This is a genomic window from Herbaspirillum sp. NPDC087042 (assembly GCF_044745245.1).
In the GTDB taxonomy this organism is placed as follows: Bacteria; Pseudomonadota; Gammaproteobacteria; order Burkholderiales; family Burkholderiaceae_D; genus Herbaspirillum.
In genome coordinates this window covers 89,359-109,498 of record NZ_JBIUZW010000011.1, presented here as the reverse complement: position 1 = coordinate 109,498, position 20,140 = coordinate 89,359, and the positions used below count along the sequence as shown (strand labels likewise).

Sequence of the window (20,140 nt, the reverse complement as noted above, 5' to 3'; positions counted from 1 at the left end):
AAATAAACAGCAACAACAGAGATCAACAAAACCTATCAACTATTTCCCAACACCACTATCATCCCATCAAGGTCACGTGGCTGCCTTCGGAGAGCGACGGACGCAGGCGCTGGCGCGACAGTTCCATCAGGCCGAAGCGCGAGATCTTGCCCATCTGGACGCGGGCACGGTCGTGGTGCAGGGCGTCCTTCAGGCGACCTTCGACTTCGCGCTGGTTCTTGGAATTCTCCATGTCGATGAAGTCGATCACGATCAGGCCACCCAGGTCGCGCAGGCGCAACTGGCGGGCCACTTCATCGGCAGCTTCGAGGTTGGTATTGAAGGCGGTGGTCTCGATGTCGCTGCCACGGGTGGCGCGCGCCGAGTTCACGTCCACCGATACCAGGGCTTCGGTGTGGTCGATCACGATGGCGCCGCCCGAAGGCAGCGGCACCGTACGCGAGTAGGCGGTCTCGATCTGGTGTTCGATCTGGAAGCGCGAGAACAGCGGCACGTCGTCGCGGTAGCGCTTGACGCGGTGGACCATGTCCGGCATCACGTGGGCCATGAACTGCTGGGCCTGGTCGTGGATCTCGTCGGTATCGATCAGGATTTCGCCGATATCGGGCTGGAAGTAGTCGCGGATGGCGCGGATGACCAGCGAGGATTCCTGGTAGATCAGGAAGGCGCCCGAGGCAGACTGGCCGGCGCCTTCGATGGCGCGCCACAGTTGCATCAGGTAGTTCAGGTCCCACTGCAGTTCATCGACGTTGCGGCCGATGCCGGCGGTGCGGGCGATGACGGACATGCCATTGGGCAGGTCCAGCTTGTCCATGGTCTCGCGCAGTTCCTGGCGGTCTTCGCCTTCGACGCGACGGGAGACACCACCACCGCGCGGGTTGTTGGGCATCAGGACCAGATAGCGGCCAGCCAGCGAGATGAAGGAGGTGAGGGCCGCGCCCTTGTTACCGCGTTCTTCCTTTTCGACCTGGACGATGATTTCCTGGCCTTCGCGCAGCGCTTCCTTGATGCTGGCGTTGCGGACGTCGATGCCTTCCTTGAAGTAGGAACGGGCCACTTCCTTGAACGGCAGGAAGCCGTGGCGTTCCTCACCGTAGTTGACGAAGCAGGCTTCCAGCGAGGGCTCGATGCGGGTGATCACGCCCTTGTAGATGTTGGACTTGCGCTGCTCGCGTCCAGTCGTTTCGATGTCGATGTCGATCAGTTTCTGACCGTCAACGATCGCTACGCGCAGTTCTTCCTGCTGCGTTGCGTTGAACAACATGCGTTTCATGTTTTCACTCCGGGATCCGAAGATCCTTCAAATGGCCCGTCGGTAATGCGGGTAGCGGGCCAAAAGTACAGGGGATGTACGCGAGAACGAAGTGATTGGGGAGGGAATTGCCTTGATTGTGTGATGCGCCTTAGCAGGCGCTCCAGCACAAGGGGGCGCGGATGCGGCAGGCCGGAACGCCGGGCAGCACCGTATCCGCGCCGCGCGCTCCGCCATAGGCGGTCGCGCAGGCAACTGCGGACGGTAAGCTGGTCTGTGAAGCCAAACGTAACATATCAATAGGGTTGGCGACGGCGATCGGGTTCAACTGCATCAACCGGCAAGCTTCGCGATGCACCGGCGGCGGCCGCGGCATGGCCCGGACAAAGCGCTGCAAGAGGGGCTGGCCGGGTGGGCCTGCCGCCCGTTGCGCTGCTTCTCGCCAGGGGCTGTGCGCTGCGGACCAGTGCCGGAACACCGGATGCGAGTCTTGCCAGACTTTTATCCTGATGATCCAAACAAATCTGTTCCACTTCCATGGCGTTATCCGATTGCAACTGCGGTGCAAACTGGACTCGCGCAGGGAAGGTGCGTACTCGTTTCGAGGCCTTTATGTGGACCACGCAAGCGACATGATCGGTTGTATTGTCAACCGTTGCAGCGCTTTTCTTGCGTCTGCGATGCCGCGCATCGTGGTTTTCGGGGCCCCCTTCGTCAATTTTGCAAATGAGCGAGGCTGACGAAGTCTCCTCTTGTGTAGAATGTTCCTTTTTATTCTACTAACGCCGTTTTTTGGTCGGCGTCAATCGATTATATATTCAAAATGAAGGACTTAGCGAGATTTTCTAGGGGGGCTTCTGAAAGCGCCAATCAGGCGCCGGCCACCCGGAGTGCAAGCGCCTCGCAGAACGTCCCTCAGGTGCAGTTGCTGACCATTTCCGACGAAGAGGCGGGACAGCGGATTGACAACTTCCTGCTGCGGGTCTGCAAAGGTGTTCCCAAGAGCCATATCTACCGCGTCCTGCGCTCGGGTGAGGTGCGTGTCAACAAGGGCCGCATCGACCAGACCTACCGCCTGGTCGAAGGCGACGTGGTGCGCGTGCCGCCAATACGAGTGGCCGAGAAGCAGGAGACGGTGGTGCCTGGCGCCGAGTTCCGCATCCTGCTCGAAGACAATCACATGCTGGTCATCGACAAGCCCGCCGGGGTCGCCGTACACGGCGGCTCGGGGGTGAGCTACGGCGTCATCGAGCAATTGCGCGCGGCCCGGCCACAGGCCAAGTTCCTGGAACTGGTGCATCGCCTGGACCGAGATACGTCTGGCGTATTGTTGATCGCCAAGAAACGATCGGCCCTGACCAGCCTGCACGAGCAGATGCGCGACGGCAAGACCGACAAGCGCTACCTGACCCTGGTGCAGGGCGACTGGCAGAACGCCCGCCAGCACGTCAAGTTGCCGCTGTTCAAGTACAGCACGCCCGATGGCGAGCGCCGCGTGCGGGTGCAGGCCGACGGCCAGCCTTCGCACACGGTGTTCTCGCTGCTGCGGCGCTTCGGTGAATTTGCCTTGCTGGAAGCTGAACTGAAGACCGGTCGCACCCATCAGATCCGGGTGCACCTGTCCTCCAGCGGTTTCCCCATCGTCGGCGACGACAAATACGGCGATTTCACGCTCAACAAGGCCTTGCAGAAGGCCGATGGGAGCCGGATCGCCTTCAAGCGCATGTTCCTGCATGCCTGGCGCATCAGTTTCATCCACCCGGACAGCGGCCAGACGGTCACGCTCAAGGCCGGCCTGCCGCAGGAGTGCACGCGCTTCCTGCGCAGCCTGGAAGGCGGTGCCGAAGGGGATCTGTTGCCGCATGGCATGGCCAACGGTCTGGAGGACTGAGAAGGGATGCACGTACTCGCCCGGGATGTGATACTTTCTGCCCGGAATCAATAGTTGAGCATGTCGGTTTGGCAAGCAAACCGACAGCGGTTGCAAGCGGAAAGAATCTCAGACATGGCAAGAAAGCAATTCGACCTGATCGTCTTCGATTGGGATGGCACCCTGATGGACAGCACCTCCACCATCGTGCGCTGCATCCAGGCGGCGGCGCGTGACCTGGGCTTGCCGATTCCCGACAAGAGCGCGGCTTCCTACGTGATCGGCCTGGGCTTGCAGGATGCCATGCAGGCCGCCATCCCCGATGTGGATCCCAAGTACTACCCGCGCATCGTGGAGCGCTACCGCCATCACTACCTCGGCCAGGACAAGGACCTGACCCTGTTCGAGGGCGTGCCCGAGATGCTGGCCGACCTGTCCCAGCAGGGTTACTTCCTGGCCGTGGCCACCGGCAAGAGCCGGGTCGGCCTGAACCGGGCCATGAATACCACGGGCCTGCTCAACGCCTTCGACGCCACCCGCTGCGCCGACGAGACCTTCTCCAAGCCGCATCCGGCCATGTTGCAGGAGTTGACGCGCGAGCTGGGCCAGGACATGCAGCGCACCCTGATGATCGGCGACACCACCCACGACCTGCAGATGGCCATCAACGCCGGTGCACGCGGCGTGGCCGTGGAGTTCGGCGCCCATCCGGCGCAGCAGCTGCAGGCGCTGGCGCCGCTGTACTCGGCCAAATCCATCCGTGAGCTGCACCAGTGGCTCACCGACCATGCCTGAGCCGGGGAGCGCCGCATGACGACTTTCAGCGAGATCCTGGTCTGCGCCTCGGCTGAACTGGCCGAAGGCGGCCTGGGCAAGCGCTTTCCGGTGCAGGTCCATGGTGACGAGACCACCGGCTTCGTGGTGCGCTACGGTGGCGTGGTCTATGGCTACCTGAACCGCTGCGCCCATGTGCCGGTGGAGCTGGATTGGGCCGAGGGCGAATTCTTCGAATCCAGCGGCCTCTATCTCATGTGTGCAACACATGGGGCCGTTTATGCCCCCGATACCGGGAAATGCGAAGGCGGTCCTTGTACCGGCGCGCATTTGCGTAAGATCATGGCGGTGGAGCGGGACGGCCAGGTGTACTGGTGTCCCGACGACATCGTCAAGCCCGTCCAGGCATGAGCCTGGCCGGAAATCTGGCGCAGGCCGGCCATGGGCCGGGGCGCCGCTTTGAGTGAGCCTATGAGCAACAACGAATCTGACAAGCCGCAACCAGACCCGCAGTCGCCGCCGCCGCCGTCTTCTTCTGCACCTGTTCCCGCCAGCGCGCGCGAAGAGAAGAAGTCCGGCTGGGAGCGCGACGTGCTGGAAAAGCTGGCCCTGTTCGCCGTCAAGGAACAGCGCGCCCGTCGCCGCTGGGGCATCTTCTTCCGCATCGCCATCCTGATGGTGATCGTGCTGGGGGCCTGGATGGCCTTCACCTATGGCAAGACCGAGAGCGAGCCCCTGGGGACCCATACGGCCTTGGTCGAGATCAAGGGCGCGATCGACTCCGAGGGCCAGGGTTCGGCTGGCGTGGTGATCCCGGCGCTGGACAAGGCCTTTGCCGCCACCGATTCGGTCGGCGTGATCCTGAAGATCAACAGCCCCGGCGGCAGCCCTGTCCAGGCCGGCATGATCAATGACGAGATCACGCGCTTGCGCAAGGCCTATCCCAAGAAGCCCATCTACGTGGTGGTGGAAGAAGTCTGCGCCTCCGGCGGCTACTACATCGCGGCAGCGGCCGACAAGATCTTCGTCAACAAGGCCAGTCTGATCGGTTCGGTGGGCGTGCTCATGGACGGCTTCGGCTTCACCGGCCTGATGGACAAGCTGGGTGTGGAGCGTCGCCTGCTGACCGCAGGCGAGAACAAGAGCTTCATGGATCCCTTCAGCCCGCAAAGCCCCAAGCAGCGTGAATACGCGCAATCCATGCTCGACGAGATCCACCAGCAATTCATCGAGGTGGTGCGCCAGGGCCGCGGCACGCGCCTGAAGGAAACCCCGGACACCTTCTCCGGCCTGGTGTGGACCGGCTCCAAGGCCGTCGAGCTGGGCCTGGCCGATGGTTACGGTACCGTCGACAGCGTCGCGCGTGACGTCATCAAGGCCGAGGATGTGGTGGACTACACCCAGACCGAGAACCTCTCCGAGCGCGTGTTGAAGAAGTTCGGCGTGGCCTTTGGCGCCGGCTTTGCCAAGACCATGATGTCGTCGGCACCGCCGCAGTTGCGCTAGGCCTGGCGCCTTCGGGCGTGATCCATGCGAAAAGGCCGGTTGCCCACAGCAACCGGCCTTTGTCTTTGGGCCTGCCGGATGTCTTGCGGGCTTACTGTGCCAGTAGCAGGAAGACCGTCGGTTTCTTGTGGAAGTCCGGCCCCGTCTTGCCGGCCAGCGCAGTCTTCCATTGTGCGGCGGTCAGCGTGCGCACCGATTCGGTGGGCAGCGAGAGATCGGTGGCCACGCAGACCAGGGTAGTGGCCTGGCAGGTCTGGGCCAGGGCCTCCAGCATGGCGCCGTTGCGATAGGGCGTCTCGATGAGCAGTTGGGTCTGGCGCTCCTTGCGGGAGCGGTCTTCCAGCTGGGCAATGCGCTTGCGGCGCGCCTCGGCATCGGTGGGCAGGTAGCCGTTGAAGGCAAAGCTCTGGCCGTTCAGGCCGCTGGCCATCACCGCCAGCAGCAGCGAGGACGGCCCCACCAGCGGCCGCACCTGGATGCCATGCTGATGCGCTAGCCGGACCAAGTTGGCACCGGGGTCGGCCACCGCCGGCACACCGGCTTCGGAGATCAGGCCACCATCCTGGCCGGCCAGCAGCGGTGCCAGCAGGGCGGGCAGGGCAGCGGCATCAGTGTTGACGTTGAGTTCGGCGATGCGGATTTCCTGGATGGGCTTGGCCAGCGGCAGGCTGCTGCCCAGCAGCTTGAGGAAGGCGCGCGTGGTCTTGGCGTTCTCGGCCACGAAGTAATCCAGCCGCGCCGCGATGGCCTGCACCTGGCGCGGGATGATCGCGTCCAGCGGATGCGGGGCGTCGGCATCGGTAGGGAGCTCGGTCGTGCCCAGGGTGTTGGGAACCAGATAAAGAATGCCGGGCATGGAAGGAAAATAGGATAAATTGTATAAAATAATATGTGCGCCGCACCATGGTGACGCAGTGCCGCCATTCTACAGCGTGCAGGCTGTCATCAATCTGTAATGCGCGCCGATTATCTTGTCTGTCGGGAGACGGCTCGTGGTTTAAATTATTTAGGCAATTGGCTTGGTCGCGATTGCGGAAGGAAATGCATGTTTGCAGCGGTAGATCTCGGTTCCAACAGCTTTCGGTTGCACATCGGCAAATACGAGGACGATGGCATTCGGGTCATCAAGAGTGCGCGCGATCCCATTCGCCTGGCCGCCGGCATCGACAAGAACGGCAACCTGACCGAGCAGGCCTGTAAGAGCGCCATCGACTCGCTCACGCGTTTTCGTGCCGTCCTGCGCGACTATCCGCTGACCGCCGTGCGGGTGGTGGCCACCAATACCTTGCGCGTGGCCAAGAATGCGGCCGAGCTGCTGCCCGAGCTGGAACGCGCCATCGGTTATCCGGTGGAAATCATTTCCGGCGAGGAAGAAGGCCGCCTGATCTACATGGGCGTGGCCGGCGTGCTGGCCGAGCCCGATGAAGAGCGCATGGTCATCGACATCGGCGGCGGCTCCACCGAGGTCATCCGTGGCCTGGGCGAGCATATCCGCCATGTGGAATCCTTCGGCATCGGCACCGTCAACCAGAGCCTGGCCTTCTTCCCCGACGGCGCCATCACCGCCGCCGCCTTCGAGCGCGCCATCATCTCGGCGCGTTCGCATGTCGAGGATGCGGTCCACCTGTTCAGCTTCGATGCCACCGGCGTCAATGTCTACGGTTCTTCCGGCACCATGCGCGCCATCGCCGATACCATCCGTCGCAATGGCATGGGAGACGGCCGCGTCAGCTTGCCCAGCCTGGACGACCTGATGCAGCGGCTGATCGATTTCGGCCACGTCAGCCAGATCGCGCTTGATGGCATGAAGCCCGACCGCGCCGGCGTCATCATGGGCGGGCTGGCGGTGCTGATCGGTTTCATGCAGGAGTTCGGCATCGAGTTCATCACACCGGTGGAAGCCGGCCTGCGCATGGGCGTGATGTGGGACCTGCAGTTGCGCGCCACCAAGGCCGACCGGCGCGACCGCTCGGTGGAGGAGTTCGCCCGCCGCTTCCACGTCGATGCCGCGCGCGCGCATGGCGTGGCCGATACCGCGCTGGGCTTCTTCGAATTGTTGAAGCCGGCCACCGATTCCTATGAGCGCTACCTGCACTGGAGCGCGCTGCTGCACGAGACCGGCCTGGTGGTCTCGCCCACCGGCTATCACAAGCATTCGGCCTACATGATCGCCAATGCCGACTTGCCGGGTTTCACCACCCGCGAGCAACGCTTGATGAGCATCCTCATCCTGGGGCAGAAGGGCAACCTCAAGAAGATCAGCGACCTGCTGGCCGACGTCGACTTCGCCAAGGCCACCCTGGCGCTGCGCCTGGCAGTGATGTTCCGCCATGCACACATCACGCTGGACCTGGACAAGGTCAAGGTCAAGCTCAAGAGCCGCATCGACCTGGAAGTCCGCCGCGACTACATCAAGGAACATCCCAGCATCTCCTTCTGGATCCAGAAGGAGCAGGAGTGGTGGGCCGGCATCGGCGTCGACTTCGCCGTCAAGGTGCTGGCCTGATCCATCGGGCAGGCCGGCGGAGATGATAATGCTTCTTGTTTGTGTTATAGTCGCTGCCGGTGTTCGCACCGCAATCCCGACACATCCATAACGAGGCGCCCTCAGGGCGCCCATCGCGACCGCATTGTCCACGGCTCCACCCGGAGCCACTCCCCGGACCGCCATCCGCGCCAAAAAGAAACGCCGTCTTGCCACGGCGCTTAGACATTCATTGTCACTCTTTTTGAAAAGGATGGTCCATGTTCCCTCGTCAATTTGCCGTCGGCGCCTTGCTGGCCGCGACAGCCCTGTCCGCCGTCGCCCAGGAGAAGGTGCTCAACCTCTATTCGGCGCGTCACTACCAGACTGACGAAGCCCTCTACGCCGACTTCACCAAGACCACCGGCATCAAGATCAACCGCATCGACGGCGACGATGCCGGCATCCTGGCACGCTTGAAGAGCGAAGGCGCCTCCAGCCCGGCCGACGTGATCCTGCTGGTGGATGCGGCGCGCCTGTGGAAAGCCCAGAGCGATGGCCTGTTCCAGCCGGTCAGGTCCAAGCTGCTGGACGAGCGTATCCCGGCCAACCTGCACAGCAAGGAAGGTGGCGACGGCACCCAGTGGTTCGGTTTCTCCACGCGTGCGCGCGTGATCGTCTACAACAAGGCCAGCATCAAGCCGGACGACGTGGACAGCTACGAAGCGCTGGGCGACCCGAAGAACAAGGGCAAGCTCTGTACCCGCAGCGGTTCGCATCCGTATAACGTGTCGCTGTTCGGCGCGCTGCTGGAGCATGATGGCGCAGCCAAGACCGAGGCCATCCTCAAGGGCATGGTCGCCAACCAGGCGCGCCAGCCGGTGGGTGGCGATACCGACCAGATCAAGGCGGTCGGCTCGGGTGAGTGCGGCGTGGCCATTTCCAACTCCTACTACGTGGCACGCCTGCTGCGATCCACCAAGCCGGAAGACGTGGCGCTGATGGAGAAGGTCGGCATCGTCTGGCCGAACCAGAAGAGCTATGGCGCCCATGTAAACATCGCCGGTGGCGGTGTGGCCAAGCATGCGCCGCACAAGGCCGAGGCCGTGCAGTTCCTGGAATACCTGGCCAGCGATTCGGCCCAGCGCTACTTTGCCGAGGGTAACAATGAGTGGCCGGCGGTCAAGAGCGTGAAGACCGAGAACCCGGCGCTGGTGAAGATGGGCCCCTTCAAGGCAGAAGTCATCAACGTCGGCGCGGTCGGCGCCAACCAGCAGAAGGTCTTGCAGATGCTGGATCGGGTTGGTTATAAATGATTGGCGCCATGGCGTGAAGAGGTGATGAAGGGCCCGTGTCTTGTACACGGGCCTTTTTGTTTCAGGCACCTCGACGCCATCGCCGGATGCCTCCGGGGTTCGGACCCACCCTTCGGCAGCCACGGCGGTTTTCTGCTTTAATCATCAGCTTATCCTGGCCCTGGGTAGCGCATCGCTCCCCGGGCCAGCCCATGAACGCGCCTGGATCCGGCGTATCGGGTCGGTCCGGGTGATGATGACAATCAAAGCAAGGAGCCCATCTATGCAGAGCAATCGTCCTGCGCAAACTCAGCGTATCGCCTTGGTGACCGGTGCCGGCAGTGGCATCGGCAAGGCCGTGGCCAACCGGCTGCTTGAGGATGGTTTTGTCGTGGTCGCCGCCGGCCGTCGCCGCGAGCCGCTCGATGAACTTGTGCGCCAGGCCGGCGAGCAGGGCCGCGAAGCCCTGGCGTTGACCGCCGACGTACGTGATCCCGCCAGTGTGGAGCAGTTGTTCGCCCAGATCGAGGAACGCTATGGCCGGCTGGACGTGTTGTTCAACAATGCTGGCATCAATGCCCCCGCGCTGACCATCGATGAATTGCCGATCGAGAAGTGGAAGGATGTCATCGACACCAACATCACCGGTGTCTACCTGTGCGCCCGTGCGGCCTTCGGCCTGATGCGCCGGCAATCGCCCCAGGGCGGCAGGATCATCAACAACGGCTCGGTGTCGGCGCATGCGCCACGGCCGCTTTCGACACCGTACACCGCCAGCAAGCATGCCGTCCTGGGCTTGACCCGGAGCATCGCCCTCGACGGACGTCCGTTCAACATCGCCTGCAGCCAGATCGATATCGGCAATGCACTGACCGAACTGTCCGCGCGGATGCAGCGCGGCGTACTGCAAGCCAATGGCGAGACGGCGGCGGAACCCATGTTCGAGGTCCGCCATGTGGCCGACGCCGTGGGCTATATCGCCAATCTGCCCTTGTCGGCCAATGTGCTGAACATGACGGTCATGGCGAGCAACATGCCCTTCGTGGGACGCGGCTAGCGGGAGGCGCCCAGGCTCACGCTCAGGACCGTGAAGCTGTCGGCCAGGAAGATCGGGTCGGCCTTCTCGCCCTGGGCATCCGGGGCCGGCTGGCTGAAGTCCATGGTCAACAGGAAGGCGCTACCCCGTACCGGATCGTAGGCCATGTTGTGCGCCCAGGGGCGGGTACCGACATAGCCGAGCGGACGATAGCGCGGCGTGGGGCCATCCTCGTCCAGCCCGACCAGGTCCAGCCTGGCGGCATTCCCGCTGGGCACCAGCAGCAGCCGGCGCACGCCATCCCAGGCCAGGGCATTGATGGCCGGTGTGGCGGGCAAGCTGGCCATCGGGGTGCCGTCGTCAAGACCGGCAATCGACAATTGCGGTATCTTGCCCCGGCAGGCGATGAACAGGCGAGCGCGTTGCTCGTCGGCGGCCAGCGCGCTCGGATGCTCGCAACCGGGGAAGCGCTTGCCCTCCCATCCGGGCAGGGTTTGCAGCGTGGCTGCCGACAGGCGCATGACGCGTCCCTCATCGCGCAGCGGTACCAGGACCGTGCCATCGGCCAGTGCCAGAGGCGCATCGAACTTGCGGGCAGCGAAGCTGCGCTGCGCCACGATCCGGCCGCTGGCGGGATCGAACAGCCAGATGTCGGAGCGTTCGGTGCGGCGGCCGCCGGTGATGAGCAGCTTGCCGCTGACGGCATCGAAGACCAGGTTGTTGAGGTTGCCGACGTCGATCTTCAGGCGCTGCAATTGGGTCAGCGTCGACAGCCGCAGCACGCCCAGCGTGCCATCCATGTAGGCCACGAAGGCCCGGTCCAGCGCTGGCGCGAAGGCCACGGCGTTGGCCCCGGCGGTGCCGGGGATCGTGGTGACGACCACATGCCTGTCGGTATCGAAGACGGTCAGGCCGTTTTCACGACGTGCCAGGAACAGGTAGGGCCGGGTCGGATCGAGGCTGCCAACGCCCCAGCTATGTCCGGTGCCGGGCAGCACGTCGCTGCGCACCGTGACAGCGGGCATGCCGGTGTCGGCCCATGCCACTACCGGGGCCAGTATCGGAGCCAGGACCAGCGCAGCGGCCAGGGTCGCCGCGGCCATCAGGGGAGCGGTGCGCATGCTCAGAACTCCACCGAGGTCAGCAGCGAGAACTGGCGCGCATCGCCCAGCGAGACGAAGTACTGATTGGCGCTGGAGGTGTAGTAGGTCTTGTTGAACAGGTTCTTGATATTGAACTGGAACTTGACCGCCTTGCCACCGATGTTGGTGTCATAGGTCGCGAAGGCATCGGCCACCGTGTAGGCGGGCAGCATGAAGCTGTTGGCCGAGTCGCCCGGACGTTCACCCACGTAATGCAGGCCGCCGCCCACGCGCAGCTTGTCGCCGCCGCCGGCGATGGCACCGACGTCATAGGCCAGGCTCAGGGCCGCGGTCTGCCGGGCCACGTTCCACAGGCGCAGGCCGGCATAGAGCGGATCTTCGGTGGTCTTGGCGTCGAGGTAGGCGTAGCTGCCGATCAGCGACAGGCGCTTGCTGAGCTGACCGGTCACATCCAGTTCCACGCCGCGCGAGCGGGCCGCCCCCGAGGTACGCCAGTCGGTCAGGTTGGTGGTGGCGTTGAATTGCGAGACCAGCACGTTCTTCTTCTTGATGTCGAACAGCGCCAGGGTGCCGGACAAGCCACTCGGATTGTCGTATTTCACACCGGTCTCCCAGGAGGTCGCTTCTTCCGGTGCCACTGCCGAATCGATCACCACGCCGCTGGCCAGCGGTGCGATCGAGGAGGTCGGCTTGAGCGACTTGGTATAGCTGGCATACAGCGAGATGTGCGGATCAAGCTGGTAGATCAGGCCGGCGCGCGGCAGCCACTGGTTGCCGGACAGGTTGGTATTGGCCTTGAAGGGGCGTCCGCGTCCGGCCATCTGGCTGTAGTCCTGGAAGCGCAGGCCACCCACCACGATCCAGCGCTGCCCCAGATGCAGCGCATCCTGCACGAACAGCGACTGGTTGTGCAGCAGGTCGGTCTGGTCGCTGTCGGAGGCCGAGACGGTGGTCGAGGGCGACAGGCTGCCATAGACCGGATTGAGATAGTTGAACGAGCCCGACACCGTCTGGCGCAGCAGGTCGGCGCGATAGATCTTGCGGTACTCGATGTCGGCGCCCAGTTGCAGGTCATTGCGCAAGCCGCCCAGGTCGAACTTGCCATCCACATAAGCGATGCCATAGTTGTCGGTCGACAGCGCACCATGGGTGGCGTCGTTGCTGCGGGTGAGCGTGCCGGCGGCGGCGTTCAGGCCAGTGATGCGCAACTGGTTGGCGTCATAGACTTCGCGGTTGTAGCTCAGTCCGACGTGGGCCTTCCAGTCGGGATTGATCTGGTGATCCACCGTCAGTTGTGCGGTCTCGCTGCTGCCCTTCATGTTGTTGTAGGGCTCGTCCAGGCGGCGCTCGGCGGGGATGGCCAGGGGCCGGTTGGTGCGCGGATCGATGGCGGTGCCACGGTCGAAGGGATAGAGGAACTCGCGCTGTTCCATCTGGAACACCACCTGCGTATCGCGGCCATACCAGGCCAGCGAGGGCGCGACCACGGTTTCCTGGATCTGGCCGAAGTTGCGCCAGTAGTTCTGATCGGTGCGATCGACGATGAGGCGATAGGCCAGCCCGGAGTCACCGATGGGGCCGGTGGTGTCCAGCGTGAGCTGGCCGCCGTTCTTGCCGCCGCCATAGGTGGAGCCGCCGAAGGAGACGGCGTTGTACTGCTGCAGTAGCGGTTTCTTGGTGATGATGTTGATCACGCCGCCCGGATCCATGAGGCCATAGAGCAGGGAAGACGGTCCCTTGAGCACTTCCACGCTTTCGCTGGTGGCATTGAAGGCACGTCCCTGTACCAGCGGCATGCCGTTGCGCATGACCGAGCCATCGCGGTTGCCGCCGAAGCCGCGCTTCATGATGGTGTCCTGGGTGCCGGCCAGGGTATTGCCCTGGGTGATGCCACTGACGTCGGCCAGGGCATCGTCCAGGTTGCGCGGACGCTGGTCCTTGATGACCTGCGCCGGCACCACGTTGACGATCTGGGGGATATCCAGCGCTGTCGCCGCGCCGCGCAGGGTCGAGGCGTGCGGGACGGCGCGATAGGTGCCGTCGGCTTCCCCGGTGGCCGCTGCCACCACTGCCACCTGGGGCAGCTTGCCATCGGCGCTGGCACTGGTCGCGCCGGCACTGACGACGATGAAGCTGCCATCGCCCTGGCGTGCCGCCACCAGCCCGGTGCCGTCCAGCAGGCGTTCCAGGCCCTGTTCGGTGGAGAAGCTGCCATTGAGACCAGAGGAGCTCTTGCCCTCCATCAGGCGGGCATCGGCCGACAACAGGATGCCGGCGTCAGCGGCGAACTGGCGCAAGGCCTGCCCCAGCGGACCGGCGGCAATCACATAGGCGCGCTTGGGCGCCTGATTGGCCTGGCCGGGCGTGGCCTGCTGGGCCAGGGCGGCGCCAGGCAGGGCCAGCGGCAGGGTCATGCAGGCCAGGTGGACGGCCACGGCCAGCGGCGCGAGCCGCATCTGCGGCGAGGTGGAGCGGGGTGTTTGCATGGGATGCCCTTCTTGAACTCGTTGGTGGTTTATTCCTATTGCCCATCGAGATCAAAAAAGCGGAACCGGAATCGTGAAAATATTTTCTGCGTGCGTGCGCGCCGGCACATAGGGAGGTCAAGTCGGGGCAGGTGCGGCTTCGATGCTGACCCACCACGGCAGGATGCGGCTCACCCGGATGGGCAGCGTGGCCTCCAGGGCCTGCAGCACGCGATCGGTATCGTCCAGGGGGTAGACGCCCACCAGGCGCAGCGCCGCCACCTCGGGTGCACAACCCAGGTAGCCATGCCGATAGCGGCCCAGCTCGGCCAGGAAGTCGTCCAGCCGGACGCCATCGGGCATGAGCAGGTGCCTCGACCAGGCCGCCATGCTGTCATCGGCCCGTTGTGGTGCCTCGACCAGGTCTTCGGTGAAGCGTACCCGCGTGCCGGCCTGCACCACCACGGGCGCCGCCATCCCGGCCGGGGTGATGCGGACCTGCCCCTGCAGCACCGTGAGCAGGGTGGCGCCATCGACCAGCCGCACCAGGAAGCGCGTGCCCAGCGCCTGCAGGCGGCCGGCGCGCACATCCACCACCAGCGGGCGCGGTGGCAGCTGCGCGTCATGCGCGGTCTGGATCATCAGCTCGCCCCGATGCAGCATCACGCGCCGCCAGGCGTTGTCGAAGTCCACGTCGGCCGCGCTGGCCGTGTTCAGCCACAGCGTGGAGCCGTCGGCCAGCTGCTGCTGGCGCGTCTGGCCGATGCCGGTGCGGTATTGCGCATGCAGGGCCGCGACGTAGTCGCGCAACTGGCCGGACTGGCCAAGTGCCCCGGCCACGCCCACGCCAGCGGCCAGCCAGGCCAGGGTCTTGATGGCGCGGCGGCGCTGACGGCCATGCGGGGACAGGACCCGGTGATCGATCACCGGCGAGAGCAGGTTGAATTCGGCATTGACCGCCTCCACCCGTTGCCAGGCCGCGCGGTGACGATCGTCCTGCGCCATCCACTGGTGCCAGCGGACGCGGTCGGCCTCGCTGGCATCCTCGGCACGCAGGGTGGCGAACCATTCGGCGGCCTGCTGCAATTGCATGAAGGAGGGTTTGTTGTCCACCAGCGAGGGCGGGCGGGACTGGAGCTGTTCAGGCATGGGGCAGGGAAGTGTTCAGTCGTCGAGCAGGCTCATGCAAGCCAGCATGGCCTGCGCCATGTACTTCCTGACCATGCGGTCCGAGACCCCCAGTTCGGCCCCGATTTCCAGATAGGTCATGCCATCGAGCTGGGCCATCAGGAAGGCGCGACGCACCTTGGTCGCCAGGCCGTCGAGCATGGTATCGATGCGTACCAGGGTTTCCAGGACCAGGGCGCGTTGTTCGGGGGAGGGTTCTTCGCGCTCGGGGTGCAGCGCCAAGGCATCCAGATAGGCGCGTTCCAGGTCACGCCGGCGCCAGTGATTGACCACCAGCGCATGGGCCACCGTGCGCAGGTAGGCGCGCGGTTCGGCCAGGATCGTCGCCTGGCGTGCCGCCAGCAGGCGCAGGAAGGTGTCCTGGGCCAGTTCGGCGGCATCTTCCCGCGAGCCGAGCTGGCGCCACAGCCAGCCGTACAGCCAACCATGATGGTTGCCGTAGACCTGTTCGATGGAGTCGCCCAGGGGCGCATTGCTGGAATAAGCCACGATACCTTCAGAGCCGGAAACAAGCGAGACGATGAATTGAATCGACCGTGTCGTGGCAACTGCGGCTGGACCAAGGCGATCTACCCCGGCGCAAGGACCGGGATGCGATGGCCTTGATTATATTGCGAACAATTCCTATTTACAAATCTTATACAGAGCTTGCCGGGATGTTGTGCAGTGTTTGTTGTTTTCCGGCGCTAGTGCGTGGCGCGGGCCGCATTCTGGCGGAACGCCAGCAAGCAGATCAGCATGAAGCCCAGCAGCGCCGCCGAGGCCCCATAGCGGCTCAGTTCCAGCCCGCCCTGGGCATGCGGCTTGTCCAGGAAATCGCCGACTACCGCGCCCAGCGGCCGGGTCAGGATGAAGGCGGCCCAGAACAGCAGCGTCGTCGAGACCCGGCTGGAATAGTGGATCACCAGGATCAGCAGCAGCAGCGCCCCGAAGATCAGCGCGGCACCGGTATAGCCCAGCCCGGCGCTGTCGGCCGCCCAGTCGCCCAATGCCGTGCCCAGGGTCTGGGAGAACATGATGGTGACCCAGTAGAAGATCTCGGCCTTGGGCGTGCTGATGCTGCTTACCGAGACCGACCCCAGGGTGCGATGCCAGACGAACAGCGAGACCAGCAACAGGCCCAGCAGCAGGCTGGCGCCACCCGCATAGCCGATGCCCAGCGAGCGGTCGGCGAAGTCGGCCAGGGTAGTGCCGACCGTGGTGGTGGCGACAATCGTGGCCCAGTAGAGCCAGGGATGGAAGGCGCGGGCGCGGACCTGCGCCACCACGGCCAGCAGGAACACGGCCGCGAAGATGACCGTGCCCACCAGGTAACCCAGCTGCATGGACATGGAGACGGCATCACCGGCGGTTTCACCGAGGGTGGTGGCGGCGATCTTGATGACCCAGAACAGCAGGGTCACTGCGGGAACTTTCACGACGGCCTGCTGGGTCGGGGTCATGCTGGCTCCTTGGCGGATGAAAAGAGTCACAGAGCTTATCGGTGCCGACTTAGCGCATTCTTAGGGCCTGGGCCTGGCTCTTCGTCAGGAAGCGTGCCACCTGATCTTTGTGTGCCACGATCAAGCAGTGTCATGAATGCGCTCCCGGGTCTTGCCGGTCGCCGTGTCTCAGCGGCCAGTGGCGCTGCGCAGCGGGAAATGGACAGTGGCGCGCAGGCCGAGGCAGGCGCCTTGCGCGTCGTGGCGGTTGCTCAATGCGAGGCGGGCGCCGTTGCGTTCGGCGATCGCCTTGACGATGGCCAGGCCCAGGCCGGACCCGGACTCGCCGCTGCCCAGGATGCGATAGAAGGGATCGAAGACCCGGTCCATCTCTTCATCGGGAATGCCCGGCCCGGAATCCTCCACCGTCACGCTCAGAAAATCTGGCCCCTGGCTGGCCCGCAAGACCAGCTGGCCACCTGCCGGGGTGTAGCGGATGGCATTGTCGGCCAGGTTCTTGATGAGCATGAGGGCGTCGAACAATTGCCCGGTGAAGACCGCCTGGCGCTGCGTATCGACCTCGATATCCAGGTTCTTGGCTTCGGCGGCGGGGATCAGGTCTTCCAGCACCTGCTTGAAGACGTCTTCCATGGCGATGGTGGTGTCGGGCTGGATCACCGACTCCTGGCTGCGTGCCATCACCAGCAATTGTTCCAGCAGGGCGCGCATGCGCTGCAGGCCGCCGCGCAGTTCGCTCATGCGGGCCTGCGCCGGCTCGGGCAGGGCGATCTTGCGGATGTTGTCGGCCTGCAGGGAGAGGGCCGTCAGCGGCGAGCGCAGTTCATGGGCGGCGTCGGCCACGAAGCGCTTCTGCATGTCCACCGATTGCTTCACCCGCAGCAGCAGGGCATTGATGGAGGCGGTGAACGGGCGGATCTCGCTGGGCACCCGGTGATCGTCCAGCGCGCTGAGGTCGGCGTCGCGGCGCTGGTCCAGTTCGTGCGAGAGCTGCTTGACGGGCTTGAGCATGGTGCGCACCAGCACGTTGATGAGCAAGAGCAGCAGGGGCATCAGCAGGGCCAACGGGAACACCGTGCGCCAGGCACTGCTGCTGGCGATCTCGTCGCGCACGTCGGTGCGCTGGCTGACCACCAGGCGCGCGCCGTCGGGCAGGTGGCGCAGGAAGACGCGCCAGGTATAGCGGCTGCCCGCCAGCGTCTGCACGCGTTCGGGCAGCGACGGCGGCAGACTGACCTCCTCGTCGAGCAGGCGCAGCTTGTCGACGCCGGAGGCCAGCACCTGCACGATGACCTGCGACTCCGGGTCCTGGCTCTGCTCGATGCTCTGGGTGATGAGCAAGCCCGTCTGCGGCGCCTGCTGCTGCATCAGGCCGGCGATCTGGCGCAACTGGTCGTCCTGGAATTCATTGGCCTCGTGCAGGGTGCCGCGAAACGAGAAGTAGCCGCCGCCCATGGAGGTCACGATGATGGCCAGCGAGAGCCAGAACGAGAGCTGCCCCTGCAGCGAGCTGCTTATTTTTCCTTTGAGACCATCCATCCCAGTCCCCTGACATTCTTGATGACGGCATTGCCGAACTTCTTGCGGATGGAGTGGATCAGGTATTCCACCGCATTGCTTTCCACTTCCTCGTTCCAGCCATAGATGCGGTCTTCCAGGTCCTGGCGCGAGAGGATGGCACCGGGCCGCAGCAGCAGCGACTGCATCAGGCTGAATTCGCGCGCCGAGAGGCGCTGGCTGGTACGCTCGAACTCCATTTCGCGGGTGCTCGGGTCGAGCCGGATGGCGCCGTTGCTCATGACCGGGCTGCTGTTGCCGCCATGCCGACGGATCACCGCACGCATGCGCGCCAGCAGTTCGTCCATCTCGAAGGGCTTGATGAGATAGTCGTCGGCGCCGGCATCGAGGCCGCGCACCCGGTCTTCCAGGCTGTCGCGGGCAGTGAGGATGAGCACCGGCGTGGCGATCTTGTGGTCGCGCAGATGGCGCAGCACATGGAAGCCATCCAGGCGCGGCAGGCCGAGGTCCAGCAGGATCACGTCGTACTGGTGGGTGTTCACCGACAACTGGGCGGCCCCGCCATCGCTGACGCAATCGACCGCATAGGCGGCGTCGCGCAAGGCCTGGCCGGTGGCGTCGGAGATCATGCGGTCATCTTCTACCAGGAGCACTCTCACTTCGGACCTTCCATCAAGAGCAGGTTCAATCGCGCCCGCCTCACGCATGGCGTCCCAGCAGGGAACGTTGCCATTGCATCGCCAGCGCGTTGAGCCGGTGGACCCAGGGCTGGCCGAAGCGCTGCAGCACACCGGCCACCGCCCACGACAGCAGGAAGGCCGCCACCATGTCCAGCGGGAAATGCACGCCAGCGCGGATCCGCGCCCAGGCCGGCAGCAGGCCGGCCAGCGTCAATAGTAGACCAATGCGTCGGGTCTGCGGGCAAAACGCCAGGCCCAGGGCCAGGCTCCACCACAGTGTCAGGTGGTCGCTGGGCAGGGAGGCATCCGGGACATGGTCGATCAGCAGCCGGCCCAATCCCAGCGCAAAGGGGCGGGGATGCGGGAAGAGCCAGCCAATGAGTGCACCGGCGCCCAGCGCCATGATCGCTGCCAGGACGGCATTGACGATGGCCTTCTTGTACCGGAGATCGCCCCTGAACCAGCCGCAGGCCAGCGCCGGCAGCAAGACCCAGACCAGCCATTGGGCCGAGAAGACCGCCAGGTGGTCCAGCCAGGGACTGGTGGTGCCGGCGCCGCTGTTGAGCAGCAGGAATATCTGTTGATTCAATTGTTCCATGTTCATATCGCCATGACTGAAGCTGGCCATCGTAAGGGGCCAGACTTAGGCGTGACTGAGGATCAGGGTGGTGAAAGGAAGATCTGCGCATGCCATGCGGCTAAGCGTTTCCTAAGTCTGGCGCGCCATGCTGCGGGCCTGAATGCATTCAATGGAGGCAGCATGACTATCCAGGCAGGTCTGCCAGCGCCCATGCGCTGGACCAACAAGGTACCGCAGGTGACGCTGGTCTTCTGGCTCATCAAGATGATGTCCACCACCGTGGGCGAGACGGCGGCGGATTTCCTCAATGCCGACCTGGGCTTCGGACTGGCCGGCACCTCGCTCGTGGTCGGCGTGCTGTTGCTGGCGGCCTTGTACTTCCAGATGCGTGCCACGGCGCACCAAGCCTTGCGCTATTGGACGGCGGTCTTGTTCATCAGCGTGTTCGGCACGCTCATCACCGACAACCTGAGCGACGTCCTGGCCATCCCCCTGGCCTGGTCGACGGCGGCTTTCCTGATCCTGCTGCTGGCGGTCTTCGCACTGTGGTTTGCGCGCGAGCACACGCTGTCCATCCATCATGTCGATACCCCGGCGCGCGAAGCCTTCTACTGGCTGGCCATCCTCGCTACCTTTGCCCTGGGGACCGCCGCGGGCGACTGGTTCGCGGAAGGGCTGCACCTGGGCTACTGGCCCTCGGCAGCCATCTTCGCTGCGGCCATCGGCGTGGTGGCGTTGTCCCATTACATCCTGAAGGCATCCCCTGTGTGGTGCTTCTGGATCGCCTATGTGCTCACGCGTCCGCTGGGGGCATCCATTGGCGACGGTCTGGCGCAGTCCTCGGGGGAGGGTGGCCTGGGGCTGGGAACGACGCTGACCAGCGTGATCTTCCTGGTCATGATCGTGGCGCTGGTGGCCGCCTTGTACCGGCGCGGCAGGGCGGCCGGCCCAAAAAGCCAAGCCTGATACC

Annotated in this window: 17 protein-coding genes and 1 pseudogene; 8 read left to right on the top strand and 10 right to left on the bottom strand. The window is 64.4% G+C overall.

The features are described from left to right. Positions 1–70 precede the first annotated feature (70 nt). Positions 71–1,273: pseudogene (locus ACIPHN_RS16075) on the bottom strand (ribonuclease E/G); the annotation flags it as partial. Between the two features lie 802 nt (positions 1,274–2,075). Between ACIPHN_RS16075 and rluC the strand changes: the two are divergent. The 4 genes from rluC (at position 2,076) to ACIPHN_RS16055 (ending at position 5,402) form a co-directional block, all read left to right on the top strand. Next, positions 2,076–3,143, top strand: coding sequence for a 23S rRNA pseudouridine(955/2504/2580) synthase RluC (rluC, locus tag ACIPHN_RS16070; RefSeq protein WP_400437726.1), 1,068 nt, complete (start codon positions 2,076–2,078; stop codon positions 3,141–3,143). 114 nt (positions 3,144–3,257) lie between these two features. Further along, a complete protein-coding gene (locus ACIPHN_RS16065; RefSeq protein ID WP_400437725.1) occupies positions 3,258–3,917 on the top strand; it encodes an HAD-IIIA family hydrolase in 660 nt (219 codons plus the stop codon). A gap of 15 nt (positions 3,918–3,932) precedes the next feature. Further along, on the top strand, positions 3,933–4,307 hold the full coding sequence (locus tag ACIPHN_RS16060; RefSeq protein ID WP_400437724.1) for a Rieske (2Fe-2S) protein: 375 nt from the start codon (positions 3,933–3,935) through the stop codon (positions 4,305–4,307). 60 nt (positions 4,308–4,367) lie between these two features. Then, positions 4,368–5,402, top strand: a complete 1,035-nt coding sequence (locus ACIPHN_RS16055; protein ID WP_400437723.1) for a S49 family peptidase — start codon at positions 4,368–4,370, stop codon at positions 5,400–5,402. A 91-nt stretch (positions 5,403–5,493) separates the two neighbouring features. On the opposite strand, the gene ACIPHN_RS16050 is transcribed toward ACIPHN_RS16055, so the two are convergent. Further along, positions 5,494–6,258, bottom strand: coding sequence for an SAM-dependent methyltransferase (locus ACIPHN_RS16050; protein WP_400437722.1), 765 nt, complete (start codon positions 6,256–6,258; stop codon positions 5,494–5,496). 189 nt (positions 6,259–6,447) lie between these two features. On the opposite strand from ACIPHN_RS16050, the gene ACIPHN_RS16045 reads away from it, so the two are divergent. The 3 genes from ACIPHN_RS16045 (at position 6,448) to ACIPHN_RS16035 (ending at position 10,218) form a co-directional block, all read left to right on the top strand. Continuing rightward, positions 6,448–7,908 carry a Ppx/GppA family phosphatase gene (locus ACIPHN_RS16045; protein WP_400437721.1) on the top strand — a complete coding sequence of 487 codons (1,461 nt, stop codon included), beginning with the start codon at positions 6,448–6,450 and terminating at the stop codon, positions 7,906–7,908. Between the two features lie 239 nt (positions 7,909–8,147). Beyond that, positions 8,148–9,182: an extracellular solute-binding protein gene (locus ACIPHN_RS16040; protein WP_400437720.1), complete on the top strand. Its 1,035-nt coding sequence runs from the start codon at positions 8,148–8,150 to the stop codon at positions 9,180–9,182. A 262-nt stretch (positions 9,183–9,444) separates the two neighbouring features. Further along, positions 9,445–10,218, top strand: a complete 774-nt coding sequence (locus ACIPHN_RS16035) for an SDR family oxidoreductase (RefSeq protein ID WP_400437719.1) — start codon at positions 9,445–9,447, stop codon at positions 10,216–10,218. Here ACIPHN_RS16035 and ACIPHN_RS16030 read toward each other — a convergent pair. The 8 genes from ACIPHN_RS16030 to ACIPHN_RS15995 all read right to left on the bottom strand — a co-directional run bounded on the left by ACIPHN_RS16030 (position 10,215) and on the right by ACIPHN_RS15995 (position 19,188). Next, entirely contained in the window at positions 10,215–11,318 is a 1,104-nt protein-coding gene (locus tag ACIPHN_RS16030; protein WP_400437718.1) for a YncE family protein, read from the bottom strand. The two genes, ACIPHN_RS16035 and ACIPHN_RS16030, sit on opposite strands and share 4 nt — an antisense overlap. A gap of 2 nt (positions 11,319–11,320) precedes the next feature. Next, on the bottom strand, positions 11,321–13,786 hold the full coding sequence (locus tag ACIPHN_RS16025; protein WP_400437717.1) for a TonB-dependent siderophore receptor: 2,466 nt from the start codon (positions 13,784–13,786) through the stop codon (positions 11,321–11,323). Between the two features lie 117 nt (positions 13,787–13,903). Continuing rightward, the gene (locus ACIPHN_RS16020; RefSeq protein ID WP_400437716.1) at positions 13,904–14,914 is read right to left on the bottom strand and encodes a FecR domain-containing protein; all 1,011 of its coding nucleotides are present in this window, start codon (positions 14,912–14,914) and stop codon (positions 13,904–13,906) included. Between the two features lie 15 nt (positions 14,915–14,929). Then, positions 14,930–15,442 (bottom strand): sigma-70 family RNA polymerase sigma factor, encoded by a 513-nt coding sequence (locus ACIPHN_RS16015; protein WP_400437715.1) that lies wholly within the window; start codon positions 15,440–15,442, stop codon positions 14,930–14,932. Positions 15,443–15,639: 197 nt separating this feature from the next. Continuing rightward, complete coding sequence (locus tag ACIPHN_RS16010; protein WP_400437714.1) at positions 15,640–16,395, bottom strand: hypothetical protein; 756 nt, start codon at positions 16,393–16,395, stop codon at positions 15,640–15,642. 168 nt (positions 16,396–16,563) lie between these two features. Continuing rightward, entirely contained in the window at positions 16,564–17,931 is a 1,368-nt protein-coding gene (locus tag ACIPHN_RS16005) for a sensor histidine kinase (protein WP_400437713.1), read from the bottom strand. Continuing rightward, on the bottom strand, positions 17,907–18,569 hold the full coding sequence (locus ACIPHN_RS16000) for a response regulator (protein WP_400437712.1): 663 nt from the start codon (positions 18,567–18,569) through the stop codon (positions 17,907–17,909). The genes ACIPHN_RS16005 and ACIPHN_RS16000 overlap by 25 nt, the downstream gene beginning before the upstream one ends. Before the next feature lie 40 nt (positions 18,570–18,609). After that, positions 18,610–19,188, bottom strand: coding sequence for an undecaprenyl-diphosphatase (locus ACIPHN_RS15995; RefSeq protein ID WP_400437711.1), 579 nt, complete (start codon positions 19,186–19,188; stop codon positions 18,610–18,612). Between the two features lie 162 nt (positions 19,189–19,350). On the opposite strand from ACIPHN_RS15995, the gene ACIPHN_RS15990 reads away from it, so the two are divergent. Then, positions 19,351–20,136 carry a hypothetical protein gene (locus ACIPHN_RS15990; RefSeq protein WP_400437710.1) on the top strand — a complete coding sequence of 262 codons (786 nt, stop codon included), beginning with the start codon at positions 19,351–19,353 and terminating at the stop codon, positions 20,134–20,136. The last annotated feature ends 4 nt before the right edge of the window (positions 20,137–20,140 follow it).

Bases quoted from the DNA above. Each gene is read 5' to 3' on its own strand.
- ACIPHN_RS16040 (WP_400437720.1), top strand. From the start codon at position 8,148: ATGTTCCCTCGTCAATTTGCCGTCGGCGCCTTGCTGGCCGCGACAGCC.
- ACIPHN_RS16060 (WP_400437724.1), top strand. From the start codon at position 3,933: ATGACGACTTTCAGCGAGATCCTGGTCTGCGCCTCGGCTGAACTGGCC.
- ACIPHN_RS16020 (WP_400437716.1), bottom strand. From the start codon at position 14,914: ATGCCTGAACAGCTCCAGTCCCGCCCGCCCTCGCTGGTGGACAACAAA.
- ACIPHN_RS16030 (WP_400437718.1), bottom strand. From the start codon at position 11,318: ATGCGCACCGCTCCCCTGATGGCCGCGGCGACCCTGGCCGCTGCGCTG.
- ACIPHN_RS15990 (WP_400437710.1), top strand. From the start codon at position 19,351: ATGACTATCCAGGCAGGTCTGCCAGCGCCCATGCGCTGGACCAACAAG.
- ACIPHN_RS16055 (WP_400437723.1), top strand. From the start codon at position 4,368: ATGAGCAACAACGAATCTGACAAGCCGCAACCAGACCCGCAGTCGCCG.
- rluC (WP_400437726.1), top strand. From the start codon at position 2,076: ATGAAGGACTTAGCGAGATTTTCTAGGGGGGCTTCTGAAAGCGCCAAT.
- ACIPHN_RS16035 (WP_400437719.1), top strand. From the start codon at position 9,445: ATGCAGAGCAATCGTCCTGCGCAAACTCAGCGTATCGCCTTGGTGACC.
- ACIPHN_RS16005 (WP_400437713.1), bottom strand. From the start codon at position 17,931: ATGGATGGTCTCAAAGGAAAAATAAGCAGCTCGCTGCAGGGGCAGCTC.
- ACIPHN_RS16050 (WP_400437722.1), bottom strand. From the start codon at position 6,258: ATGCCCGGCATTCTTTATCTGGTTCCCAACACCCTGGGCACGACCGAG.
- ACIPHN_RS16065 (WP_400437725.1), top strand. From the start codon at position 3,258: ATGGCAAGAAAGCAATTCGACCTGATCGTCTTCGATTGGGATGGCACC.
- ACIPHN_RS15995 (WP_400437711.1), bottom strand. From the start codon at position 19,188: ATGGAACAATTGAATCAACAGATATTCCTGCTGCTCAACAGCGGCGCC.
- ACIPHN_RS16025 (WP_400437717.1), bottom strand. From the start codon at position 13,786: ATGCAAACACCCCGCTCCACCTCGCCGCAGATGCGGCTCGCGCCGCTG.
- ACIPHN_RS16010 (WP_400437714.1), bottom strand. From the start codon at position 16,395: ATGACCCCGACCCAGCAGGCCGTCGTGAAAGTTCCCGCAGTGACCCTG.
- ACIPHN_RS16045 (WP_400437721.1), top strand. From the start codon at position 6,448: ATGTTTGCAGCGGTAGATCTCGGTTCCAACAGCTTTCGGTTGCACATC.